We start from the raw sequence: 18,025 nt of genomic DNA, 5'->3' as shown, positions 1-18,025 counted from the left end.
GCTCGATCCCCTGGATCAATGTTTACCGCACGGCGGGGCACTCACTCGATGACTTGTCGGCGGCCTGGCTGAGCAGCGCGGCAAACCGCTTGACGTTGTTTTGCTGCGCGATCACCAGGTCGTCAATGGTCGGGCCGGAAGGCGACTGCACCACCGTGCGACACGTCAGCGGCGTGCGTTCGTCCGTGCCTGTCTGGCGAAGCCGCCATTTGACGTCGAGCAGGGCGTACTGCCCGGGGATCGAGTCAAAGCGCTGGACCTCAATGCGCACCGCCAGGTTTTTCCGGCTGCTGGCGAGTTGATCCACCAGCGCGCTGCGCAACTCATCCACCAGGCTGGCAGCCCACCATTGCGTCTCGAGAATGGCCACGCCGCTGTCACCCTGGCGGATGACAATCTGTGGCCGGTCGACCTGTGGCGGGACCGTGATGCTTTCAATCCGGATCTCGCCCCCCGCGGCCAATGACGCAGTGCTGCGCTGCACCGGCGTCAGGGTATGAAATTGAATCGGCTCACTGCGGCACGCCGCCAGCAGCAGCAACCCGGCGAGCAATGTGATCTTCAGTGGGAAAGCCATGGTGGTTGCTCCAGTGGTCATTTGCGCGGTGGCCCTTGCAGGTCTGATGGCGCAGCGTTGTCGGGGCGACCGCGAATCAGTGATTCGGGATGGCGTGCCAGGTAGTCTGAGAGCTCTCGCAGGGAGCGCGACATGCGGCTTAGTTCGTCCAGGGTCTGGGTCAACTGTTCCCGCTGTGGCGAATCTTCGGCCAGGGTCGAACTGGCTGACTGCAAGGTTTTACTCACGTCGGCCAGGGTGTTCTGCACGCCCGGCAATGTCTTGGCGTTGAACTGGCCGAGACCTTTGCGCAGTTCCACCAGGCTGCCGTCCAGGTTGCCGGCAATCCGCTCGATCGGCAGCTGGTTGATCTTGTTGACGATGCCTTCGAGTTTTTCCTGCAGTTGTTCCAGGTTGCCGGGAATGGTCGGAATGCTGACGGGGCGCAGGTTCGGGTCGAACACGACTTTGTCGGCCTTGGGGAAGAAGTCCAGGGCGATGTACAGCTGGCCGGTGAGCAGGTTGCCGCTGCGAGCCTGGGCCCGCAGGCCGTGTTCAATGAAGCTGCCTATCAGGCGTACACCGCCGGCCTCATCGTTAGGGTCATGCTTCAGGACCGTGAGCATTTTGGTGTTGGCTTCGCCGAGGCGTTGCGGGTAAATCACGATGCCGACGTTCACCGGGAAACTACGTTTCTTCTCGTCGAAATCCAGGTTGATCGATACCACTTTGCCAAACTCGATACCCAGGAATTCCACCGGCGCACCGACGGTGAGCCCGCGCAAGGCTTGATCGAAACGCAAGGTCAGGTATTGCCCCTTGCCATTGGGCGGCGCCAGCGCGGTTTGCTGGTCGGCGAACAGTTCATAGGAATGCTCCTCACTGGCCGGCTTGTCGTCGGGGCTGTAGGGCGGAGCCAGGAAAGCGATGCCGCCCACCAGCATGGACGACAAGGATTCGGTCTTCAGCGCAAACCCGTTGGCGCCGACACTCACATCAATCCCGCTGGCGTTCCAGAATCGGGTGTTCTCGGTGACGTAGGCATCATTCGGTGCATGCACGAACACGTCGATGTTCACGCCTTTTCCATCGGCGTCCAAGGCATAGGCGACCACTTGGCCGACGGGGATTTTGCGGTAATAGACGGGGGAACCGATGTCCAGCGAACCCAAATCCTGGGTGTGCAAGGTGAAGCGTTTACCAGGCTCGCCATAGGTGATGGGCGGCGGGTTTTCCAGGCCGGTGAACCGGTTGGCGCGGGTATCGGACTGGCCGATATCGGCGCCGATGTAATCCCCGGAGAGCAGCGTGTCGATGCCGGAAACGCCGCCCGCGCCAATACGCGGGCGCACCACCCAGAATTGCGAGTCTTCCCGGGTGAAGCTTTCAGCCTGCTTGGACAGTTTGATCGTGGCGTTGACGCTTTTCTGGTCGTCGCTCAACTCCACGTCAGTCACCTGACCGATCACCACGTTGCGGTATTTGACGTCGGTCTTGTTGGCGGTCAGGCCGCTGCCGGTCTTGAAGGTAATGGTAATGCTCGGCCCTTGCTGAAGGATGCTGTGCACCACCAGCGAAATGCCCACCAGCACCGCGACAATCGGCACGATCCACACCAGCGAGACGCTGAAGCGCCGCGTCTTGATCGCCGGCGAGCCCGGCGGCAGCGGTTTGTCAGGGGTTTGCGACGCCATCCGGCATCTCCTCGTTGTGTGGGTTTTCCCAGATCAGGCGGGGGTCGAAACTCATGGCCGAGAGCATGGTGAACACCACCACCAGGCCAAAGAACAGAATGCCCAGGCGCGGCTCGATGGTGCCCAGGGCCTGGAACCGCACCAAGGCGGCTACCAGCGCCACCACGATCACATCCAGCATCGACCAGTAGCCGATCACTTCGACGAAGCGAAACAGCTTCGAGCGCTCCTTGCGTGCCCACTGGTTATTGCGTTGCACGGTAACCAGCAGCAACGTCAGCGCGACGAACTTGATGCCCGGCACCGCGATGCTGGCGATGAAAATGATCAGGGCAATGTCCCAGGCGCCGTGCTGCCAGAACTCCAGCACGCCGCTCATGATGGTACTGTCGGCGCCGGAGCCGAGCATCGAGGTATTCATCACCGGCAGTAGATTGGCGGGCACATAAAACGCCAGCGCCGTCAGCATGTAGGCCCAGGTACGGGTCAACGAGTGGACCTTGCGCCGGTGCAGGGGCGCGCTGCAACGCTCGCATTCGTCGGGGTTGGCGCTGACGTCGCAGGCCTGGCCGCAGCTGTGGCACAGGCACAGGTTCAGCTCGCTGGCGGTTGGTGGACGGCTCATAAAATGTCCCACAGGTCGCGAATATCACGCCCGGCAATGCGGATCAGCAACAGGCTGAGGGCGGCCAGGGCAAACAGGCCGGTGCCGGGCAATACATCCAGCATGCCGGCGAGTTTGAACACCGCCACCATGGCACCCAGCAGGCAGACTTCGAGCATGCTCCAGGGCCGAAGCGCTTCGAGCCAGCGCATGCACAGCTTGAACGCCGGTGAGCGCCTGCCCTGCATCGCAAAGCCCAGCACCCACATCAGTAGCAGCAGTTGGAAGACCGGCGCGATGATGATGGAAATGGCCGCCACCAGCGCGATAAAAGTAATCGGCCCCTGAGCCAGCGCCACTACTGAGTCCCACAAGGTGGCGCTGCTTTTCAGGCCCTGGAGGCTGATGCTCATCACCGGGTAGAAGTTGGCGAAAATCCACAGCACGGTGGCGGTCAGGGTCAGGGCCAGGCGTTGTTCCACCGACAGCCCGTTATAGCGCTGGAGTACGCCTGCGCAGCGGGTGCAGAGGGTCTTCTGATGTTTGGCGAGCGTGACTTTTTCATACACGCAATCGCAGTGTTCGCAGATGATCAATGGGCTGAGGGTCGCCATAAGTCCCACTCCATGCGCTATACGTTACGCGTTGTATGACTGGCGCCAGAGTAGCTTAGCAGTTGCCGGGTTTGACAGCCGTGCGCTCGCGAGCGCTTTCGGATCGGGTGCACGCTCGAACATACTGTGCGCCAGAATGCAGTACAAAAGAGTGTGCCTTTGAATTTGCAGGAATGCCCATGAATATTCAGTCTCCCGCGCTGATCCGCGAAACCTTTCCGGTCGGTCCGTTGCAGTGCAATTGCACGATCATCGGCGACCCCGTCACCAAAAAAGCCATCGTCGTAGACCCGGGTGGCAACCACGAGTTGATCCTAGCGCGACTCGATGCGCTGGGCCTGAAAGTCGTCAGCATCATTCACACTCACGCCCATCTCGATCACTTTCTGGCTTCCGGGCAGTTGAAGGAGAAGACCGGTGCCACGTTGCACTTGCACAAGGAAGACCAGTTTCTGTGGGACAACCTGGAAATGCAGTGCCAGATGTTCCGCGTGCCTTATACGCCAGTGCCGTCGCCGGATCGTTGGCTGGAGGATGAAGAAGAGCTGGCCTGTGGTTGCGGGGTGGCCTTGCACACACCTGGACACACACCGGGCTCGATGAGTTTCTGGTTTGCCGATGCGAAGTTGTTGATTGCCGGTGACACCCTGTTTCGACGTGGGGTAGGGCGTACCGATCTATGGGGCGGTGACCAAGCCACCATCGTGCGTTCGATCAAGCAACGGCTCTACACCCTGGATGAGGCGGCGGTTGTGGTGGCGGGGCATGGTCCGGATACACGCCTGGGAGATGAAATGCGTGAAAATCCATTCGTGCGGGCGTGAAGGGAAACTGGGGTAGTTTTTCGGATACCAAATGGCGACTATCGGACGAACCTTATAGAAAAAATGACAATTACCGTTCAGCAAGTCTCTGCTAGGGTTTGAGTGCGGCCGGGCTTGTGTGGAGATGGAATTTTTACCGTTTGTCGTGTTCCAACCTCGGCACAGGTCCATTGCCAATGTCCTCTGCATCACAGAATGCAAAAGTAGGAGCTTCCTTCATGTTCACTTCTCGTCGTCTGCTTGTTGTCGCTACCGCCGTAGCCCTGTTGTCGGGCTGCGCTTCTCCTAATCCTTATGACGGCAGCCAGGCACAGGGCGGTGGCTCTTCTGGTGTGAGCAACACCGCCAAGTACGGTGGCCTGGGTGCCCTGGCGGGTGCACTGGCAGGTGCCGCCATCGACCACAACAACCGCGGCAAAGGTGCGCTGATCGGCGCTGCCGTCGCCGGTATCGGTGGTGCGGGTTACGGCTACTACGCCGACCAGCAGGAAAAGAAACTGCGCGCCAGCATGGCCAACACTGGTGTTGAGGTGCAGCGCCAGGGCGACCAGATCAAACTGATCATGCCGGGTAACATCACCTTCGCCACTAACTCGGACGCGATCTCCAGCAGCTTCTACACGCCGCTGAACAACCTGGCGAACTCCCTCAAGCAGTTCAACCAGAACACCATTCAGATCGTTGGCTACACCGACAGCACGGGCAGCCGTCAGCTCAACATGGACCTGTCCCAGCGCCGTGCGCAGAGCGTGGCTAATTACCTGACCTCCCAAGGTGTCAGCCCGACCAACCTGAGTGCTCGCGGTGCCGGCCCGGATAACCCGATCGCCAGCAACGCCGACGTCAATGGCCGTGCCCAGAACCGTCGCGTAGAGGTCAACCTGGGCCCGATCCCTGGCCAGCAGTACGGTCAGCCAGGTGCCCAGCAGCAACAGGCGCCACAGCAGAACAACCAGTTCCAGGGCAACCCGTACCAGCAGTACCAGTAACCGCCAGCCAATAAAAAGGGCGCCGTGCAGTCAATGCACGGCGCCCTTTTTTGTGGCTGCCGATGACTCAGTCGATGTATTCGAACAGCTTCACAATCTTCTGTACGCCGGACACGCCCTGTACCAGGTTGGCGGCGCGGGTGGCTTCTGCCTGGGTCAACAGGCCCATCATGTAGACGATGCCGTTATCGGTGACGATCTTGATCCGAGAGCCGGGGATTGCACTGTCGGTCAGCATCTGCGTCTTGATCTTGGTGGTCAGCAGGGCGTCGTTGCTGATGGCCAGCAGGGTGATCGGGTCCATCACCTGCAATTCGTTGTGGACCTTCTTGACCCGTTGAACCGTGGCGGCGGCTTGTTCAGCCTGGGCCTTCAAGTCAGCGCGCGGGGTTTGGCCGGTGAGCAGCACCACGCCGTTGAAGCTGACGACCACAACGCGTGAGGCGCCGTTGCCCAAGTCCGGAGCGGCCTTGGATACGTTGACGGAAACCTTGGTTTCGATCAGCGAGTCATCGATTTTGCTGCCGAAAGTGCGGGTGCCTTTATCGTCCTGGATAGGCGTGTCGCGGCTCGCTTCGATTACCGAGCTGCAGCCGCTGATGCCTAGGCACAGCGTGATTGCCAATAGGCTAAGGCGTTTAACGGTCATTCTTCACTCCCGAACAGTTGGCTGTCGATCAGATCGCACAGGCAGTGGATCGCCAGCAGGTGGACTTCCTGGATACGTGCGGTGACATTGGCCGGGACGCGAATTTCCACGTCTTCGGGCAGCAGCAGCGAGGCCATGCCGCCGCCGTCGCGTCCGGTCAATGCTACGACAATCATTTCACGATCATGTGCGGCCTGGATCGCTTGAATAATGTTCGCCGAATTACCGCTGGTGGAGATCGCCAGCAGTACGTCCCCCGGCTGGCCAAGGGCGCGAATCTGTTTCGAGAAGATTTCGTTGTAGCTGTAGTCGTTGGCGATCGAGGTGATCGTCGAGGTGTCGGTGGTCAATGCGATGGCCGGCAGGCTCGGGCGCTCACGCTCAAAGCGGTTGAGCAGCTCGGAGGAGAAATGCTGGGCATCGCCGGCCGAACCGCCGTTGCCGCACGAAAGCATTTTGCCTTCGTTGAGCAAGGCGTTGACCATGACCTGACTGGCTTGCTCGATGTGCGGTGCAAGTACGTCCATCGCCTGTTGCTTGGTATCGATACTGGCCTGGAAAAGCTGGCGAATTCGGGATTGCATGTCCATCTGTGTGACCTTAAGTAGCGCGGCTGTTTGGCACAGGAATGTGCAGCCCGCAAAGCAAAGAGCAAAAGTGTGCGGTGTAGATGTCCGGCGAATCAGCTATCAAAGGCATCTTGCAGCCAGTTCAGATCGGCTGTTCCCCGGGGAGTGCTTTCTATGGCAACCACATCGAAACGGCAGGGGTGATCGGCCCAGCGACGCTCTTTGAGCAGGAAAAACTGCGCGGCGAGTATCAGCTTCTGGCGCTTGCGCCCGTCGATACTGGCGAGCGCGCCACCCCATTGTGCGTGTTTTCTGTAGCGGACTTCGACAAATACTACTGTATCGCCGTCAAGCATGACCAGATCAAGCTCGCCGCGCTTGCATAACCAGTTCTGCGCCAGCACGCGCAGACCCTGTTGTTGCAGGTACTCGAGAGCTAGAAGTTCGGCGTCCTTGCCGCTTTGTGCGCTTGACCGCTCGGGCATCAGCGCGGGGTATCAGGCAGGCGCTGGATCTCGCCACCCACGAACTTGGCCCATGGCATCTGGCGGTCGACACGCTGGTTGGCGCTGACGCCCAGGTTACCCGATAGGCCGTCAACACGAGTATCCGGCAGTGCCTTGAGTTGCCCCAGGCGCGGCGCCAGGCGGTAGGCATCCACACCCATCGCGTACAGACGACCGAGGCTGCCGTTGGCTTGTGGCCATTGGGCGGCAACCTGGTTGCGCAGCGGGTCGGTGGTGTTCAGGAGCCAAGGGGTTTCGCAGAACATCACGTTGGTCATGTCCAGGTACTGGTTCTTGTCGCCACTGGCGCTGAACACATGGGATGTCGCATACACCGGTACGTCGCCAGCGTATTGGAAGTTCAGGGTTGGCTTGATCTGCTGCGCCAGTTGTGGGGTCACGGCGAGGAAGATGAACTCGATGTCCTGGCGGCGCGACGGCTGGGCGGAAACATCCGAACCGACAGTGCTTTGCAGGCTCTTCGCACGGCCTTCGCTTTTGCGCAGCTGGAACAGGTCGGCGATCTGTTGGGCCAGGGCTACCGGCTGGTCAACGTACTCGACGCCCACCACGGTGCCGCCATTGGCTTCCCAATCCTGGCGGAAGGCTTTGTAGACACGTTCGCCCCATTCGCCTTTCGGCACCATGGCAGCGGCGCGGTGCAGGCCATCGGCGCGAGCACGACGGGACACTTCACGGGCCTCGTCTTCAGCGGCCAGGCCAAACTGGAACAGTTGCGCCGGGTTCTGCTCGGCTTCGCTGTAGTTCAGGGCCAGGGTGGTGATGGGCAATTGCGGGCGTGCGCTGAGTTGCTTGACCAGCGGTTTCTCCAGCGGGCCGACCACCAGTTGCACGCCGGCGGCCTGGGCCTTGGCGTAGAAGTCGTCGATGGAGGTCAGGCGCGAGCTGTCGTAGAACTCGATCACCGGTGGCTTCTGCCCGGCTTGTTCAGCCTGGTAGTGCGCGGCCATGAAGCCTTCGCGCAGCGCTTTGGCGACGCCGGCCAGCGGACCTTCCTGCGGGAGCAGCAGGGCGATCTTGTTCAGCGGCTGGCTGGCCAGTTCCTTGAGCTTGGTCAATGGCTGCGGTAATTGCGAGGCTGCCGGATGGCCCGGGTTCTGGGCGCGCCAGGTGTCGATGGCTGCCTGCTGTTGCTCCAGAGTGCCGGCGCCCTTGACCGCTTGGGCTAGGCTGATCCAGCCGTCCAGCGTCGGGTTGCCGCTGGCTTGCAACTGATCGGCAGGCAAGGCGGCAATCAGCGCCCAGATGGCTTCGTGGTTGCTGTTGTAGGCGTCGCCTGTCAGCAGCGGGGCCATGGCGACACGCTCACGAGCGGCGGCCAGGGTCTGGCCGTCGGCCTCATAGGCACGGGCATGCACGGTGCCGGTACGGATCTGCTGTTCAGGCGGCAGCTCCTTCAGGCTTTGCAGGCTCGGGTGGTTCAACGCCGTCAACGCGGCCTTGGGCTGGTTGCGGGCCATCGCCAGTTCGGCCGACAGGGTGCTGGCAAATACCTGCGCGGCCGGCTTCAGGGCGTCCAGTGGCACTTGGGCAAGAATCTGCGCCGAGCGTCCCGGATTGTTTTGGTGGAACGCCAGGTCTGCCGCACTCAAGCGCAGCAGCGCGGCTTTTTCCGGAGTATTGGCCGAAGCCGCCTGTTCGAGCAGTTGCTCGATGCTGGCATTCGGGGTCCGGGGTAGGTCGCCAAGGCTGGACGACGGCGAGCTGGCGCAAGCCGCCAACAGGGCAGCGAGGCAGAGGGCAGAGAACAGCCGCAGGCAAGCGATCATGTAAGTGTTCCTGATACCGATCAAATTAGCGTGGAATTGTACCCAAGCACTGGCCGGGGCGCGATGTTACTGGCGTGAAACCGTCTATTTAGGTCGTGTAAATGTTGCAAGACCCTGCAGATGGCTGAAATGGAGCCTGCCCCGAGGGCATATATTCAAGGCGTCTACGCGCTACAATGCGGCTTTTGCCAATCATCGAGGTGTGCGCTTTGACTGCTCCAGGTCCTTTGAATTCCACTGCTGGCTCGCTTTTTGTCGTGGCGACGCCCATTGGCAACCTGGACGACATCAGTGCGCGGGCACTGAAAGTGCTGCGTGACGTAAAGCTGATCGCTGCCGAAGACACTCGGCACTCCCAGCGGTTGATGCAACATTTTGGCATTCCGACCCCCCTGGCCGCGTGTCACGAACACAACGAACGTGAAGAAGGCAGTCGTTTTATCACCCGTTTGTTGGCGGGTGATGACGTGGCGTTGATCTCGGATGCGGGTACGCCGCTGATTTCCGACCCTGGCTATCACCTGGTTCGCCAGGCACGGGCGGCTGGTATCAATGTAGTGCCTGTTCCGGGAGCGTGCGCGCTGATTGCTGCATTGTCTGCAGCCGGCTTGCCGTCGGATCGTTTTATCTTTGAAGGCTTCCTGCCGGCCAAGGCTGTTGGTCGCCGGGCGCGCCTGGAGTTGGTGAAGGAAGAACCACGCACGCTGATCTTCTACGAAGCCCCGCACCGCATTCTTGAGTGCCTGCAAGACATGGAGCTGGTGTTCGGCGGCGATCGCCTGGCCTTGCTGGCGCGGGAAATCACCAAGACCTTCGAAACCCTCAAAGGTCTACCGCTGGAAGAGCTGCGTGCGTTTGTTGAGGGCGACAGCAATCAGCAGCGCGGGGAATGCGTGGTACTGGTAGCGGGCTGGTCGGCGCCGGAAAGTGAAGATGCGGTCGGCAGTGAGGCGATGCGCATTCTGGATCTGCTGCTTAAGGAAATGCCATTGAAGCGCGCGGCGGCCCTGGCTGCGGAAATTACCGGTGTGCGCAAGAACGTGCTGTATCAGGTCGCGCTGGATAAACAAAAGGGCGAATAGTTCCGGGTTCCAGCCTGCACTCCGTCTGAACATGATGGCATTAGTGTCTTTTAATACTTGTTCTAACGCCGTCGTGCCGTTAACCTTCGCGGCGGAGAGTCGATTGGACAGTCGCTGCCTTCTATGAAAATTAGAGGGGGGAGGAAAGTCCGGGCTCCATAGGGCGAAGTGCCAGGTAATGCCTGGGAGGCGTGAGCCTACGGAAAGTGCCACAGAAAATAACCGCCTAAGTACTTCGGTACCGGTAAGGGTGAAAAGGTGCGGTAAGAGCGCACCGCACGACTGGCAACAGTTCGTGGCTAGGTAAACCCCACTTGGAGCAAGACCAAATAGGGTCCCAAGGCGTGGCCCGCGCTGGGACCGGGTAGGTTGCTAAAGATGTCCAGTGATGGCCATCGTAGACGAATGACTGTTCAAGACAGAACCCGGCTTATAGATCGACTCTCCACCTTTTTTCCTTCTGTCCGAATCTCGGGCAGGAATCTGGTAGTAACGCGAGAATCCCTCCCTGCTGAATCATCAGCAGATGCGTCTTCGTAATACCGAAAAAATCTTACTCTTAATAAATTACTTTAACTTTAAGCCCTAGCTCTTTGAGCTATTTGGCGTTGCTGAGTCAAAATCGCCGTCAAACTCTCGTTTCTCCTCCTTTTACCTTCCTAAATCTCCGTTCTGTAAGGCTTTTCCTTGAATCCGCGCCTTGACGGTGTGGTGGGCGCATTCCTATAGTGTGCGCAAGTGGCGGAAAGTGGCACAAAGTGGGTTTTTTGAACGTAAAACGCTAAAATTTGGAGAAACGCATCTGTGTTTCGCGGAGCTAACGCTATCAGTCTCGATGCAAAAGGCCGTCTCGCCATGCCGAGCCGGTATCGTGACGAGCTCATTTCGCGAAGTTCCGGACAATTAATCATCACCATTGATGCCGTTGATCCTTGTTTGTGCGTGTACCCGCTCGACGAGTGGGAACTGATTGAAACCAAGTTGCGTGCACTGCCTTCACTGCGTGAAGAGAACCGCCGCCTGCAACGCTTGCTGATTGGTAATGCCGTCGACCTCGAGCTCGATGGCAGTGGTCGTTTCCTGGTTCCACCGCGTTTGCGCGAATACGCCAAGTTGGACAAGCGCGCGATGCTGGTAGGCCAACTGAACAAGTTCCAATTGTGGGACGAAGATGCCTGGGATGCTGTTTCTGCAGCTGACCTGGCTGCTATTCAACAACCGGGCGCCATGCCTGATGAACTGCGTGATTTGATCCTGTGACTATTGATAGCGGCTTTAACCACATCACCGTACTGCTTGACGAAGCCGTTGAGGCTCTCGCCGTACGCGCGGATGGCTGCTATTTGGATGGCACCTTCGGCAGGGGCGGGCACAGTCGGCTGATTCTCAGCCAGCTTGGTCCGGACGGTAAGCTCCTCGGGTTCGACAAAGACCCTCAAGCGATTGCCACCGGGCAAGCGCTAGCGGCCGAAGACGGCCGCTTTGTCGTTGTGCAGCGTAGCTTTGCCGAACTTGGCGCAGAAGTCGCCGAGCGCGGCATGGCGGGCAAGGTGGCCGGGGTTCTGCTGGACCTGGGCGTGTCTTCGCCACAGCTGGACGACCCTGAGCGTGGCTTCAGTTTCATGAACGACGGCCCGCTCGACATGCGCATGGACCCAAGCCGTGGCATCAGCGCCGCGCAGTTCATCGCCACCGCGCCCCACGAAGAAATCACCCGTGTGTTCAAGGAATACGGCGAAGAGCGCTTCGCTGGTCGCATGGCGCGTGCCGTGGTCGAACGCCGGGAAATCCAGCCGTTCGAACGCACCGCCGACCTGGCTGAAGTGCTGAAAGTCGCCAACCCTGCGTGGGAAAAGGGCAAGAACCCGGCAACCCGTGCGTTCCAGGGCCTGCGCATTCACGTCAACAACGAATTGGGCGATCTGGAAGCCGGCCTCGAAGCCGCTCTGGAAGCCTTGGAAGTGGGTGGTCGCCTGGTGGTGATCAGCTTCCACTCCCTGGAAGACCGCATCGTCAAATTGTTCATGCGTCGTCTGGTCAAGGGCGAATCCGACAACCTGCCGCGCAACCTGCCGGTACGTTACGAAGCCTTTGTGCCGAAAATCAAAATCCATGGCAAAGCGCAGTTCGCTTCCGAAGCCGAACTCAAGGCCAACCCACGTGCCCGTAGCGCTGTCATGCGCGTTGCGGAGAAGTTGCGGTGAGCAAGCTTTTCGCCAAGCCCCTCCCGGGCGGCAGCTTCTTTATGTTGCTGTTGTTTGTTGGCGTGCTGGTGTCCGCGATTGCGGTGTCCTACAGCGCCCACTACAACCGTCAGTTGCTCAATACCCTGTACGGGGAGCTGAGCGTGCGCGACAAGGCGCAGGCGGAGTGGGGCCGGTTGATCCTCGAGCAAAGCACCTGGACGGCCCACAGTCGTATCGAAGTGCTGGCCACTGAACAGCTGAAGATGCACATTCCGGGCGCTGCAGAAGTACGTATGGTGGCGCCATGATGAAACTCGAGGGCGCACTCTACCCATGGCGTTTCCGCGTAGTGCTGGGGTTGCTGGCACTGATGGTTGGCGCGATTGCCTGGCGGATTATCGACCTGCAAGTGGTGGACCGTGACTTCCTGATCGGCCAGGGCGACGCCCGCAGCCTGCGGCATATCCCGATTCCTGCGCACCGCGGCCTGATCACCGACCGTAACGGCGAGCCCCTGGCCGTGAGTACTCCGGTGACCACCCTGTGGGCCAACGCCAAGGAAATGCAGACCGCCAAGGACAAGTGGCCGGAACTGGCTGCCGCCCTGGGCCAGGACCCTAAAGCCCTGAGCGAGCGTCTCGACGCCCAGGCCAACAAAGAATTCATCTACCTGGTTCGCGGCCTCACCCCCGAACAAGGCCAGCAAGTGCTCGACCTTAAAGTCCCCGGTGTCTACGGCATCGAGGAGTTTCGGCGTTTCTACCCGGCCGGCGAAACCACTGCCCATATGGTGGGCTTCACCGACATTGATGATCACGGTCGCGAAGGCGTAGAACTTGCCTACGACGAATGGCTGGCCGGGGTCCCCGGCAAACGGCAGGTCATCAAGGATCGGCGCGGCAGACTGATCAAGGATGTCCAGGTCACCAAAAACGCCAAGGCCGGTAAGCCCTTGGCGTTGTCGATTGACCTGCGCCTGCAATACCTCGCCAACCGCGAGCTGCGTAACGCGATCATCGAGAACGGTGCGAAAGCCGGCAGCCTGGTGATCATGGACGTGAAGACCGGCGAGATTCTCGCCATGGTCAACCAGCCGACCTACAACCCGAATAACCGTCGCAATCTGCAACCGGCGATGATGCGCAACCGCGCCATGATCGACGTGTTCGAGCCCGGTTCGACCATGAAAGCCATCTCCATGAGTGCCGCCCTGGAAACCGGGCGCTGGAAGCCCTCCGACAAGGTCGAGGTCTACCCGGGCACCCTGCAGTTGGGCAAATACACCATTCGTGACGTATCGCGCACCGAAGGTCCGGTGCTGGATCTGACAGGTATCCTGATCAACTCCAGTAACGTGGGCATGAGTAAAGTCGCCTTCGATATCGGCGGCGAAGCCATCTATCACCTCGCGCAAAAAATCGGCCTGGGCCAACCCACTGGCCTGGATTTCCCGGGCGAGCGTGTGGGCAACCTGCCGAACTACCGCGACTGGAAAAAGGCCGAGACTGCCACGCTTTCCTATGGCTACGGCCTGTCGGTGACGGCCATCCAGTTGGCCCACGCCTTCTCGGTATTGGCCAACAACGGCCGCATGGTGCCGCTGAGCCTGATCCACCTGGACGAGGCGCCGCCTGCGACCCAGGTGATCCCGGAAAACGTCGCCAAGACCATGCAAGGCATGCTGCAACAAGTGATCGAAGCACCGCGTGGCGTGTTCCGTGCCCAGGTGCCGGCGTATCACGTGGCAGGCAAGTCCGGTACCGCGCGTAAAACCGCCGTAGGCACCAAGGGCTACGCCGAGAACTCCTACCGCTCGCTGTTCGCAGGCTTCGGCCCGATGAGCGATCCGCGTTACGCCATTGTTGTGGTGATCGATGAGCCGAGCAAAGCCGGTTACTTCGGTGGCCTGGTATCGGCGCCGGTGTTCAGCAAGGTGATGTCCGGGACGCTGCGCCTGATGAACATCACGCCGGACAACCTGCCGGCGACCCAACAAGCGAACGCCGGACCGCCGGCCGCTGCTGTAAAAGCCAATGGAGGGCGCGGCTGATGTCCCTTAGCCTGAACAAGATTTTTGCCCACGCTGGCCGCGATCTGCTGATTCGCGAGTTGACCCTGGACAGCCGTAATGTGCGCGCCGGTGACCTGTTCCTGGCCGTGCCGGGTGGCAAGTTCGATGGCCGTGACCATATCGCCGACGCGCTGAAACGCGGTGCGGCAGCGGTGGCCTATGAAGTGGAAGGCGCCACTGTGCTGCCGATCACCGACGTGCCATTGATTCCGGTCAAGGGCCTGGCGGCGCAGCTGTCGGACATCGCCGGGCGCTTTTATGGCGACCCGAGCCGTACCCTGAACCTGGTGGGCGTGACCGGCACCAACGGCAAGACCAGCGTGACCCAATTGGTTGCCCAGGCGCTTGACCTGCTGGGCCAACATTGCGGCATCGTCGGCACCCTGGGCACCGGTTTCTACGGCGCGCTGCAAAGCGGCCTGCACACCACGCCTAACCCGATTGCCGTACAGGCGACCCTGGCCGACCTGAAAAAGGCCGGTGCCAAGGCGGTTGCCATGGAAGTCTCGTCCCACGGTCTGGACCAGGGCCGCGTGACTGCCCTGGCGTTCGACGTGGCGGTGATGACCAACCTGTCCCGGGATCACCTGGATTACCACGGGACCATGGAGGCATACGCCGCCACCAAGGCCCGGCTGTTTGCCTGGAATGACCTGAAGTGCCGGGTGGTCAACCTGGACGACGAATTCGGTCGTCAGCTGGCCGCCGCCCAAGGCGACGGTCGCCTGATCAGCTACAGCCTGGAAGATTCCAGCGCCTACCTGTATTGCCGTGAAGCCAGCTTTGATGACGAAGGCGTGCGCGCCACCCTGGTGACGCCGCAGGGCGAGCACCATTTGCGCAGCACCTTGCTCGGGCGTTTCAACCTGAGCAACGTATTGGCCGCTGTTGGTGCCTTGCTCGGCCTGGATTACGCCCTCGACGAAATCCTGCGCGTGCTGCCGAAGCTGGAAGGCCCGGCCGGTCGTATGCAGCGCCTCGGCGGAGGCACCCAGCCGCTGGTAGTGGTCGATTACGCCCACACCCCAGACGCCCTGGAAAAAATCCTGCAAGCCCTGCGTCCCCACGCCAAGGGCAAGTTGCTGTGCCTGTTCGGCTGTGGCGGTGACCGCGATCGCGGCAAACGCCCGCTGATGGCTGAAATCGTCGAGCGCCTGGCTGATGGTGTCCTGGTCACTGACGACAACCCGCGCAGCGAAGACCCAAGCCAGATTTTCGATGACATTCGTGTCGGCTTTAAAGAGGCATCCAAGGCGACGTTCGTTGCCGGTCGCGGTGCAGCCATCGCCCAATTGATCGCCAGCGCAAGTGCTGACGACGTGGTGGTGCTGGCCGGTAAAGGTCACGAGGATTATCAGGAAATCAACGGCGAACGCCATCCTTTCTCGGATCTGGTCGAGGCTGATCACGCCTTGACCGCATGGGAGGTGGCCCATGCTTAAGGCGCTCACATTCAGCGAACTGACCCAGGCCTTGTCGGCCCGCGTGCTGTCGGCTGATTGCAGCTTTGATGGCGTCAGCATCGACAGCCGTACCATTAAGCCCGGACAACTGTTTGTCGCCTTGGCCGGCCCAAGTTTTGATGGCCATGACTACCTGAATGACGTCGCTGCCAAAGGCGCTGTCGGCGCTCTGGTGCAGCGCGAAGTTACTGACTCGACACTGCCGCAATTGCTGGTCGCTGACACCCGCCTGGCCCTCGGCCAACTGGGGGCGCTGAACCGTGCCGCTTTCACCAATCCTGTTGCGGCAATCACCGGCTCCAGCGGCAAAACCACGGTCAAGGAACTGCTGGCCGGCATCCTGCGCACGCGCGGTCCGGTCCTGGCGACCCGTGGCAACCTGAACAATGACTTCGGCGCTCCGCTGACCCTGCTCGAACTGGCCCCGGAACACACGGCGGCGGTGATTGAGCTGGGTGCTTCGCGCATCGGCGAAATCGCCTACACCGTGGCCATGACCAAGCCTCATGTCGCGGTGATCAGCAACGCCGGCACCGCCCATGTCGGCGAGTTTGGCGGCCCTGAAAAGATCGTTGAAGCCAAGGGCGAAATCATCGAAGGCCTCGACGCATCCGGCACTGCCGTGCTGAACCTCGACGACAAGGCCTTCGAAACCTGGCGTGTACGTGCCGCCGGTCGCAAGGTCTTGAGCTTCGCGGTGCACAACGCCGCTGCCGATTTCCATGCCTCGAATATCAAGGCCGACGCCCGTGGTTGCCCGTCCTTCACCCTGCATACCCCGCAAGGTGACGAGCACGTACAGCTGAACCTGCTGGGCAACCATAACGTCGCCAATGCCCTGGCGGCCGCCGCCGCTGCCCATGTGCTGGGCGTGTCGTTGTTTGGTATCGCCACCGGCCTTGGCGCGGTGCAACCGGTCAAGGGCCGCACCGTCGCGCAACTGGCCAGCAACGGCATGCGCGTGATTGATGACACCTACAACGCCAACCAATCTTCGATTTGCGCTGCTATCGACCTGCTGACCGGTTTCGCCGGTCGCAAGGTGCTGGTGCTGGGGGACATCGCCGAACTGGGCGAGTGGGCCGAACAGTCTCACCGTGAAGTCGGCGCGTACGCGGCCGGCAAGGTCGATGCCCTGTACGCCGTTGGGCCGAACATGCTTGACGCCGTGGACACCTTCGGGCCGGGCGCCAGGCATTTCGCCAGCCAGGCCGAGCTGATCCAGGCGCTGAGCGCAGCTGAACAAGACAAACACACCACTATTTTGATCAAGGGATCGCGCAGCGCGGTGATGGAAAACGTCGTCGTGGCCTTGTGTGGCTCAAGTACGGAGAAACATTAATGCTGCTGCTGCTGGCTGAGTATCTGCAACAGTTCCACAAAGGCTTCGCGGTCTTTCAGTACCTGACCCTGCGCGGGATTCTGGGTGTGCTGACCGCGCTGTCGTTGTCGCTGTTCCTCGGGCCATGGATGATCCGTACCCTGCAAAACCTGCAGATCGGCCAGTCTGTGCGCAACGACGGCCCGCAGTCGCACCTGTCCAAGTCCGGCACCCCGACCATGGGCGGTGCGTTGATCCTGTCGTCCATAGGCATCAGTACGCTGCTGTGGGCTGACCTGCATAACCGCTATGTCTGGACCGTGCTGTTGGTGACCCTGCTGTTCGGCGCCATCGGTTGGGTGGATGACTACCGCAAGGTGATCGAGAAGAACTCCAAGGGGCTGCCAAGCCGCTGGAAGTATTTCTGGCAGTCGGTGTTCGGCCTGGCGGCGGCAATCTTCCTTTATACGACTGCGCCAAGCGCGGTCGAGACCACCCTGATCATCCCGATGCTCAAGGACGCCAGCATCCCGCTGGGTGTTGGCTTCGTGGTACTGACTTACTTCGTGATCGTCGGCTCGAGCAACGCGGTCAACCTGACTGACGGCCTCGACGGCCTGGCGATCATGCCGACGGTGATGGTGGGCGGCGCGCTCGGCATCTTCTGCTACCTGTCGGGTAACGTGAAATTCGCTGAATACCTGCTGATCCCGTATGTACCGGGCGCGGGCGAACTGATCGTGTTCTGCGGCGCATTGATCGGTGCCGGCCTGGGCTTCCTGTGGTTCAACACCTACCCGGCACAAGTCTTCATGGGCGACGTCGGCGCACTGGCGCTGGGCGCGGCCCTGGGCACCATCGCGGTGATCGTCCGCCAGGAAATCGTCCTGTTCATCATGGGCGGTGTGTTCGTGATGGAAACCCTGTCGGTGGTGATCCAGGTTGCCTCCTTCAAATTGACCGGGCGCCGCGTGTTCCGCATGGCGCCGATACACCACCACTTTGAACTCAAGGGCTGGCCTGAGCCGCGGGTGATTGTCCGTTTCTGGATTATCACCGTGATTCTGGTTCTGTTCGGCCTTGCCACCCTGAAACTGAGGTAGAAAC

Annotated in this window: 18 protein-coding genes and 1 other RNA gene; 11 read left to right on the top strand and 8 right to left on the bottom strand. The window is 60.6% G+C overall.

The window, feature by feature from the left end; translation table 11 throughout:
- Positions 1-22: 22 nt before the first annotated feature.
- Genes JFU58_RS06705 through JFU58_RS06690 form a run of 4 tightly spaced genes read right to left on the bottom strand, consistent with a single transcriptional unit; the run spans position 23 to position 3,468 of the window.
- Complete coding sequence (locus JFU58_RS06705) at positions 23-577, bottom strand: PqiC family protein (RefSeq protein ID WP_201140117.1); 555 nt, start codon at positions 575-577, stop codon at positions 23-25.
- Positions 578-594: 17 nt separating this feature from the next.
- Positions 595-2,250, bottom strand: a complete 1,656-nt coding sequence (locus JFU58_RS06700; RefSeq protein WP_063027192.1) for a PqiB family protein — start codon at positions 2,248-2,250, stop codon at positions 595-597.
- Positions 2,231-2,875 carry a paraquat-inducible protein A gene (locus JFU58_RS06695; protein ID WP_063027193.1) on the bottom strand — a complete coding sequence of 215 codons (645 nt, stop codon included), beginning with the start codon at positions 2,873-2,875 and terminating at the stop codon, positions 2,231-2,233. Before JFU58_RS06695 ends, JFU58_RS06700 begins: the two co-directional genes overlap by 20 nt.
- A complete protein-coding gene (locus JFU58_RS06690) occupies positions 2,872-3,468 on the bottom strand; it encodes a paraquat-inducible protein A (RefSeq protein WP_063027194.1) in 597 nt (198 codons plus the stop codon). The genes JFU58_RS06695 and JFU58_RS06690 overlap by 4 nt, the downstream gene beginning before the upstream one ends.
- Before the next feature lie 179 nt (positions 3,469-3,647).
- On the opposite strand from JFU58_RS06690, the gene JFU58_RS06685 reads away from it, so the two are divergent.
- Complete coding sequence (locus JFU58_RS06685) at positions 3,648-4,292, top strand: MBL fold metallo-hydrolase (protein ID WP_010170511.1); 645 nt, start codon at positions 3,648-3,650, stop codon at positions 4,290-4,292.
- Between the two features lie 218 nt (positions 4,293-4,510).
- Complete coding sequence (locus tag JFU58_RS06680; protein WP_026077998.1) at positions 4,511-5,281, top strand: OmpA family protein; 771 nt, start codon at positions 4,511-4,513, stop codon at positions 5,279-5,281.
- 67 nt (positions 5,282-5,348) lie between these two features.
- Here JFU58_RS06680 and JFU58_RS06675 read toward each other — a convergent pair whose 3' ends face one another.
- The 4 genes from JFU58_RS06675 to JFU58_RS06660 all read right to left on the bottom strand — a co-directional run bounded on the left by JFU58_RS06675 (position 5,349) and on the right by JFU58_RS06660 (position 8,795).
- Entirely contained in the window at positions 5,349-5,930 is a 582-nt protein-coding gene (locus tag JFU58_RS06675) for a BON domain-containing protein (RefSeq protein ID WP_063027196.1), read from the bottom strand.
- On the bottom strand, positions 5,927-6,520 hold the full coding sequence (locus JFU58_RS06670) for a phosphoheptose isomerase (protein ID WP_003216190.1): 594 nt from the start codon (positions 6,518-6,520) through the stop codon (positions 5,927-5,929). Before JFU58_RS06670 ends, JFU58_RS06675 begins: the two co-directional genes overlap by 4 nt.
- A gap of 92 nt (positions 6,521-6,612) precedes the next feature.
- Positions 6,613-6,984 carry a YraN family protein gene (locus JFU58_RS06665; RefSeq protein WP_177026157.1) on the bottom strand — a complete coding sequence of 124 codons (372 nt, stop codon included), beginning with the start codon at positions 6,982-6,984 and terminating at the stop codon, positions 6,613-6,615.
- Positions 6,984-8,795 (bottom strand): penicillin-binding protein activator, encoded by a 1,812-nt coding sequence (locus JFU58_RS06660; RefSeq protein ID WP_201140115.1) that lies wholly within the window; start codon positions 8,793-8,795, stop codon positions 6,984-6,986. Before JFU58_RS06660 ends, JFU58_RS06665 begins: the two co-directional genes overlap by 1 nt.
- Positions 8,796-8,971: 176 nt before the next feature.
- Here JFU58_RS06660 and rsmI point away from each other — a divergent pair, with 176 nt between their 5' ends.
- The 9 genes from rsmI (at position 8,972) to mraY (ending at position 18,021) form a co-directional block, all read left to right on the top strand.
- Entirely contained in the window at positions 8,972-9,877 is a 906-nt protein-coding gene (rsmI, locus tag JFU58_RS06655) for a 16S rRNA (cytidine(1402)-2'-O)-methyltransferase (protein WP_167410148.1), read from the top strand.
- 95 nt (positions 9,878-9,972) lie between these two features.
- Positions 9,973-10,326: RNase P RNA component class A (gene rnpB, locus JFU58_RS06650), an RNA gene on the top strand.
- Positions 10,327-10,681: 355 nt separating this feature from the next.
- The gene (gene mraZ / locus JFU58_RS06645; protein WP_003171868.1) at positions 10,682-11,137 is read left to right on the top strand and encodes a division/cell wall cluster transcriptional repressor MraZ; all 456 of its coding nucleotides are present in this window, start codon (positions 10,682-10,684) and stop codon (positions 11,135-11,137) included.
- The gene (gene rsmH, locus JFU58_RS06640) at positions 11,134-12,081 is read left to right on the top strand and encodes a 16S rRNA (cytosine(1402)-N(4))-methyltransferase RsmH (RefSeq protein ID WP_003216201.1); all 948 of its coding nucleotides are present in this window, start codon (positions 11,134-11,136) and stop codon (positions 12,079-12,081) included. The genes mraZ and rsmH overlap by 4 nt, the downstream gene beginning before the upstream one ends.
- Entirely contained in the window at positions 12,078-12,371 is a 294-nt protein-coding gene (gene ftsL / locus JFU58_RS06635) for a cell division protein FtsL (RefSeq protein ID WP_003216203.1), read from the top strand. The genes rsmH and ftsL overlap by 4 nt, the downstream gene beginning before the upstream one ends.
- The gene (locus JFU58_RS06630) at positions 12,371-14,113 is read left to right on the top strand and encodes a peptidoglycan D,D-transpeptidase FtsI family protein (RefSeq protein ID WP_167410175.1); all 1,743 of its coding nucleotides are present in this window, start codon (positions 12,371-12,373) and stop codon (positions 14,111-14,113) included. The genes ftsL and JFU58_RS06630 overlap by 1 nt, the downstream gene beginning before the upstream one ends.
- Positions 14,113-15,576, top strand: a complete 1,464-nt coding sequence (locus JFU58_RS06625) for a UDP-N-acetylmuramoyl-L-alanyl-D-glutamate--2,6-diaminopimelate ligase (RefSeq protein WP_201140113.1) — start codon at positions 14,113-14,115, stop codon at positions 15,574-15,576. Before JFU58_RS06630 ends, JFU58_RS06625 begins: the two co-directional genes overlap by 1 nt.
- Positions 15,569-16,939 carry a UDP-N-acetylmuramoyl-tripeptide--D-alanyl-D-alanine ligase gene (locus tag JFU58_RS06620; RefSeq protein ID WP_201140111.1) on the top strand — a complete coding sequence of 457 codons (1,371 nt, stop codon included), beginning with the start codon at positions 15,569-15,571 and terminating at the stop codon, positions 16,937-16,939. The genes JFU58_RS06625 and JFU58_RS06620 overlap by 8 nt, the downstream gene beginning before the upstream one ends.
- Positions 16,939-18,021, top strand: coding sequence for a phospho-N-acetylmuramoyl-pentapeptide-transferase (gene mraY, locus JFU58_RS06615; protein ID WP_017477688.1), 1,083 nt, complete (start codon positions 16,939-16,941; stop codon positions 18,019-18,021). The genes JFU58_RS06620 and mraY overlap by 1 nt, the downstream gene beginning before the upstream one ends.
- Positions 18,022-18,025: the final 4 nt, after the last annotated feature.

The sequence above is a fragment of the Pseudomonas sp. TH34 genome, from assembly GCF_016650865.1.
In the GTDB taxonomy this organism is placed as follows: Bacteria; Pseudomonadota; Gammaproteobacteria; order Pseudomonadales; family Pseudomonadaceae; genus Aquipseudomonas; species Aquipseudomonas yamanorum.
The sequence above is the reverse complement of the archived record's forward strand: the minus strand, read 5'-3'. Positions and strand labels throughout refer to the sequence as shown.

What these genes read in the sequence shown, in the direction of transcription:
- JFU58_RS06705 (WP_201140117.1), bottom strand. Translation starts at nt 577, where the DNA reads ATGGCTTTCCCACTGAAGATCACATTGCTCGCCGGGTTGCTGCTGCTG.
- JFU58_RS06700 (WP_063027192.1), bottom strand. Translation starts at nt 2,250, where the DNA reads ATGGCGTCGCAAACCCCTGACAAACCGCTGCCGCCGGGCTCGCCGGCG.
- JFU58_RS06695 (WP_063027193.1), bottom strand. Translation starts at nt 2,875, where the DNA reads ATGAGCCGTCCACCAACCGCCAGCGAGCTGAACCTGTGCCTGTGCCAC.
- JFU58_RS06690 (WP_063027194.1), bottom strand. Translation starts at nt 3,468, where the DNA reads ATGGCGACCCTCAGCCCATTGATCATCTGCGAACACTGCGATTGCGTG.
- JFU58_RS06685 (WP_010170511.1), top strand. Translation starts at nt 3,648, where the DNA reads ATGAATATTCAGTCTCCCGCGCTGATCCGCGAAACCTTTCCGGTCGGT.
- JFU58_RS06680 (WP_026077998.1), top strand. Translation starts at nt 4,511, where the DNA reads ATGTTCACTTCTCGTCGTCTGCTTGTTGTCGCTACCGCCGTAGCCCTG.
- JFU58_RS06675 (WP_063027196.1), bottom strand. Translation starts at nt 5,930, where the DNA reads ATGACCGTTAAACGCCTTAGCCTATTGGCAATCACGCTGTGCCTAGGC.
- JFU58_RS06670 (WP_003216190.1), bottom strand. Translation starts at nt 6,520, where the DNA reads ATGGACATGCAATCCCGAATTCGCCAGCTTTTCCAGGCCAGTATCGAT.
- JFU58_RS06665 (WP_177026157.1), bottom strand. Translation starts at nt 6,984, where the DNA reads ATGCCCGAGCGGTCAAGCGCACAAAGCGGCAAGGACGCCGAACTTCTA.
- JFU58_RS06660 (WP_201140115.1), bottom strand. Translation starts at nt 8,795, where the DNA reads ATGATCGCTTGCCTGCGGCTGTTCTCTGCCCTCTGCCTCGCTGCCCTG.
- rsmI (WP_167410148.1), top strand. Translation starts at nt 8,972, where the DNA reads ATGCGGCTTTTGCCAATCATCGAGGTGTGCGCTTTGACTGCTCCAGGT.
- JFU58_RS06630 (WP_167410175.1), top strand. Translation starts at nt 12,371, where the DNA reads ATGAAACTCGAGGGCGCACTCTACCCATGGCGTTTCCGCGTAGTGCTG.
- JFU58_RS06625 (WP_201140113.1), top strand. Translation starts at nt 14,113, where the DNA reads ATGTCCCTTAGCCTGAACAAGATTTTTGCCCACGCTGGCCGCGATCTG.
- JFU58_RS06620 (WP_201140111.1), top strand. Translation starts at nt 15,569, where the DNA reads ATGCTTAAGGCGCTCACATTCAGCGAACTGACCCAGGCCTTGTCGGCC.
- mraY (WP_017477688.1), top strand. Translation starts at nt 16,939, where the DNA reads ATGCTGCTGCTGCTGGCTGAGTATCTGCAACAGTTCCACAAAGGCTTC.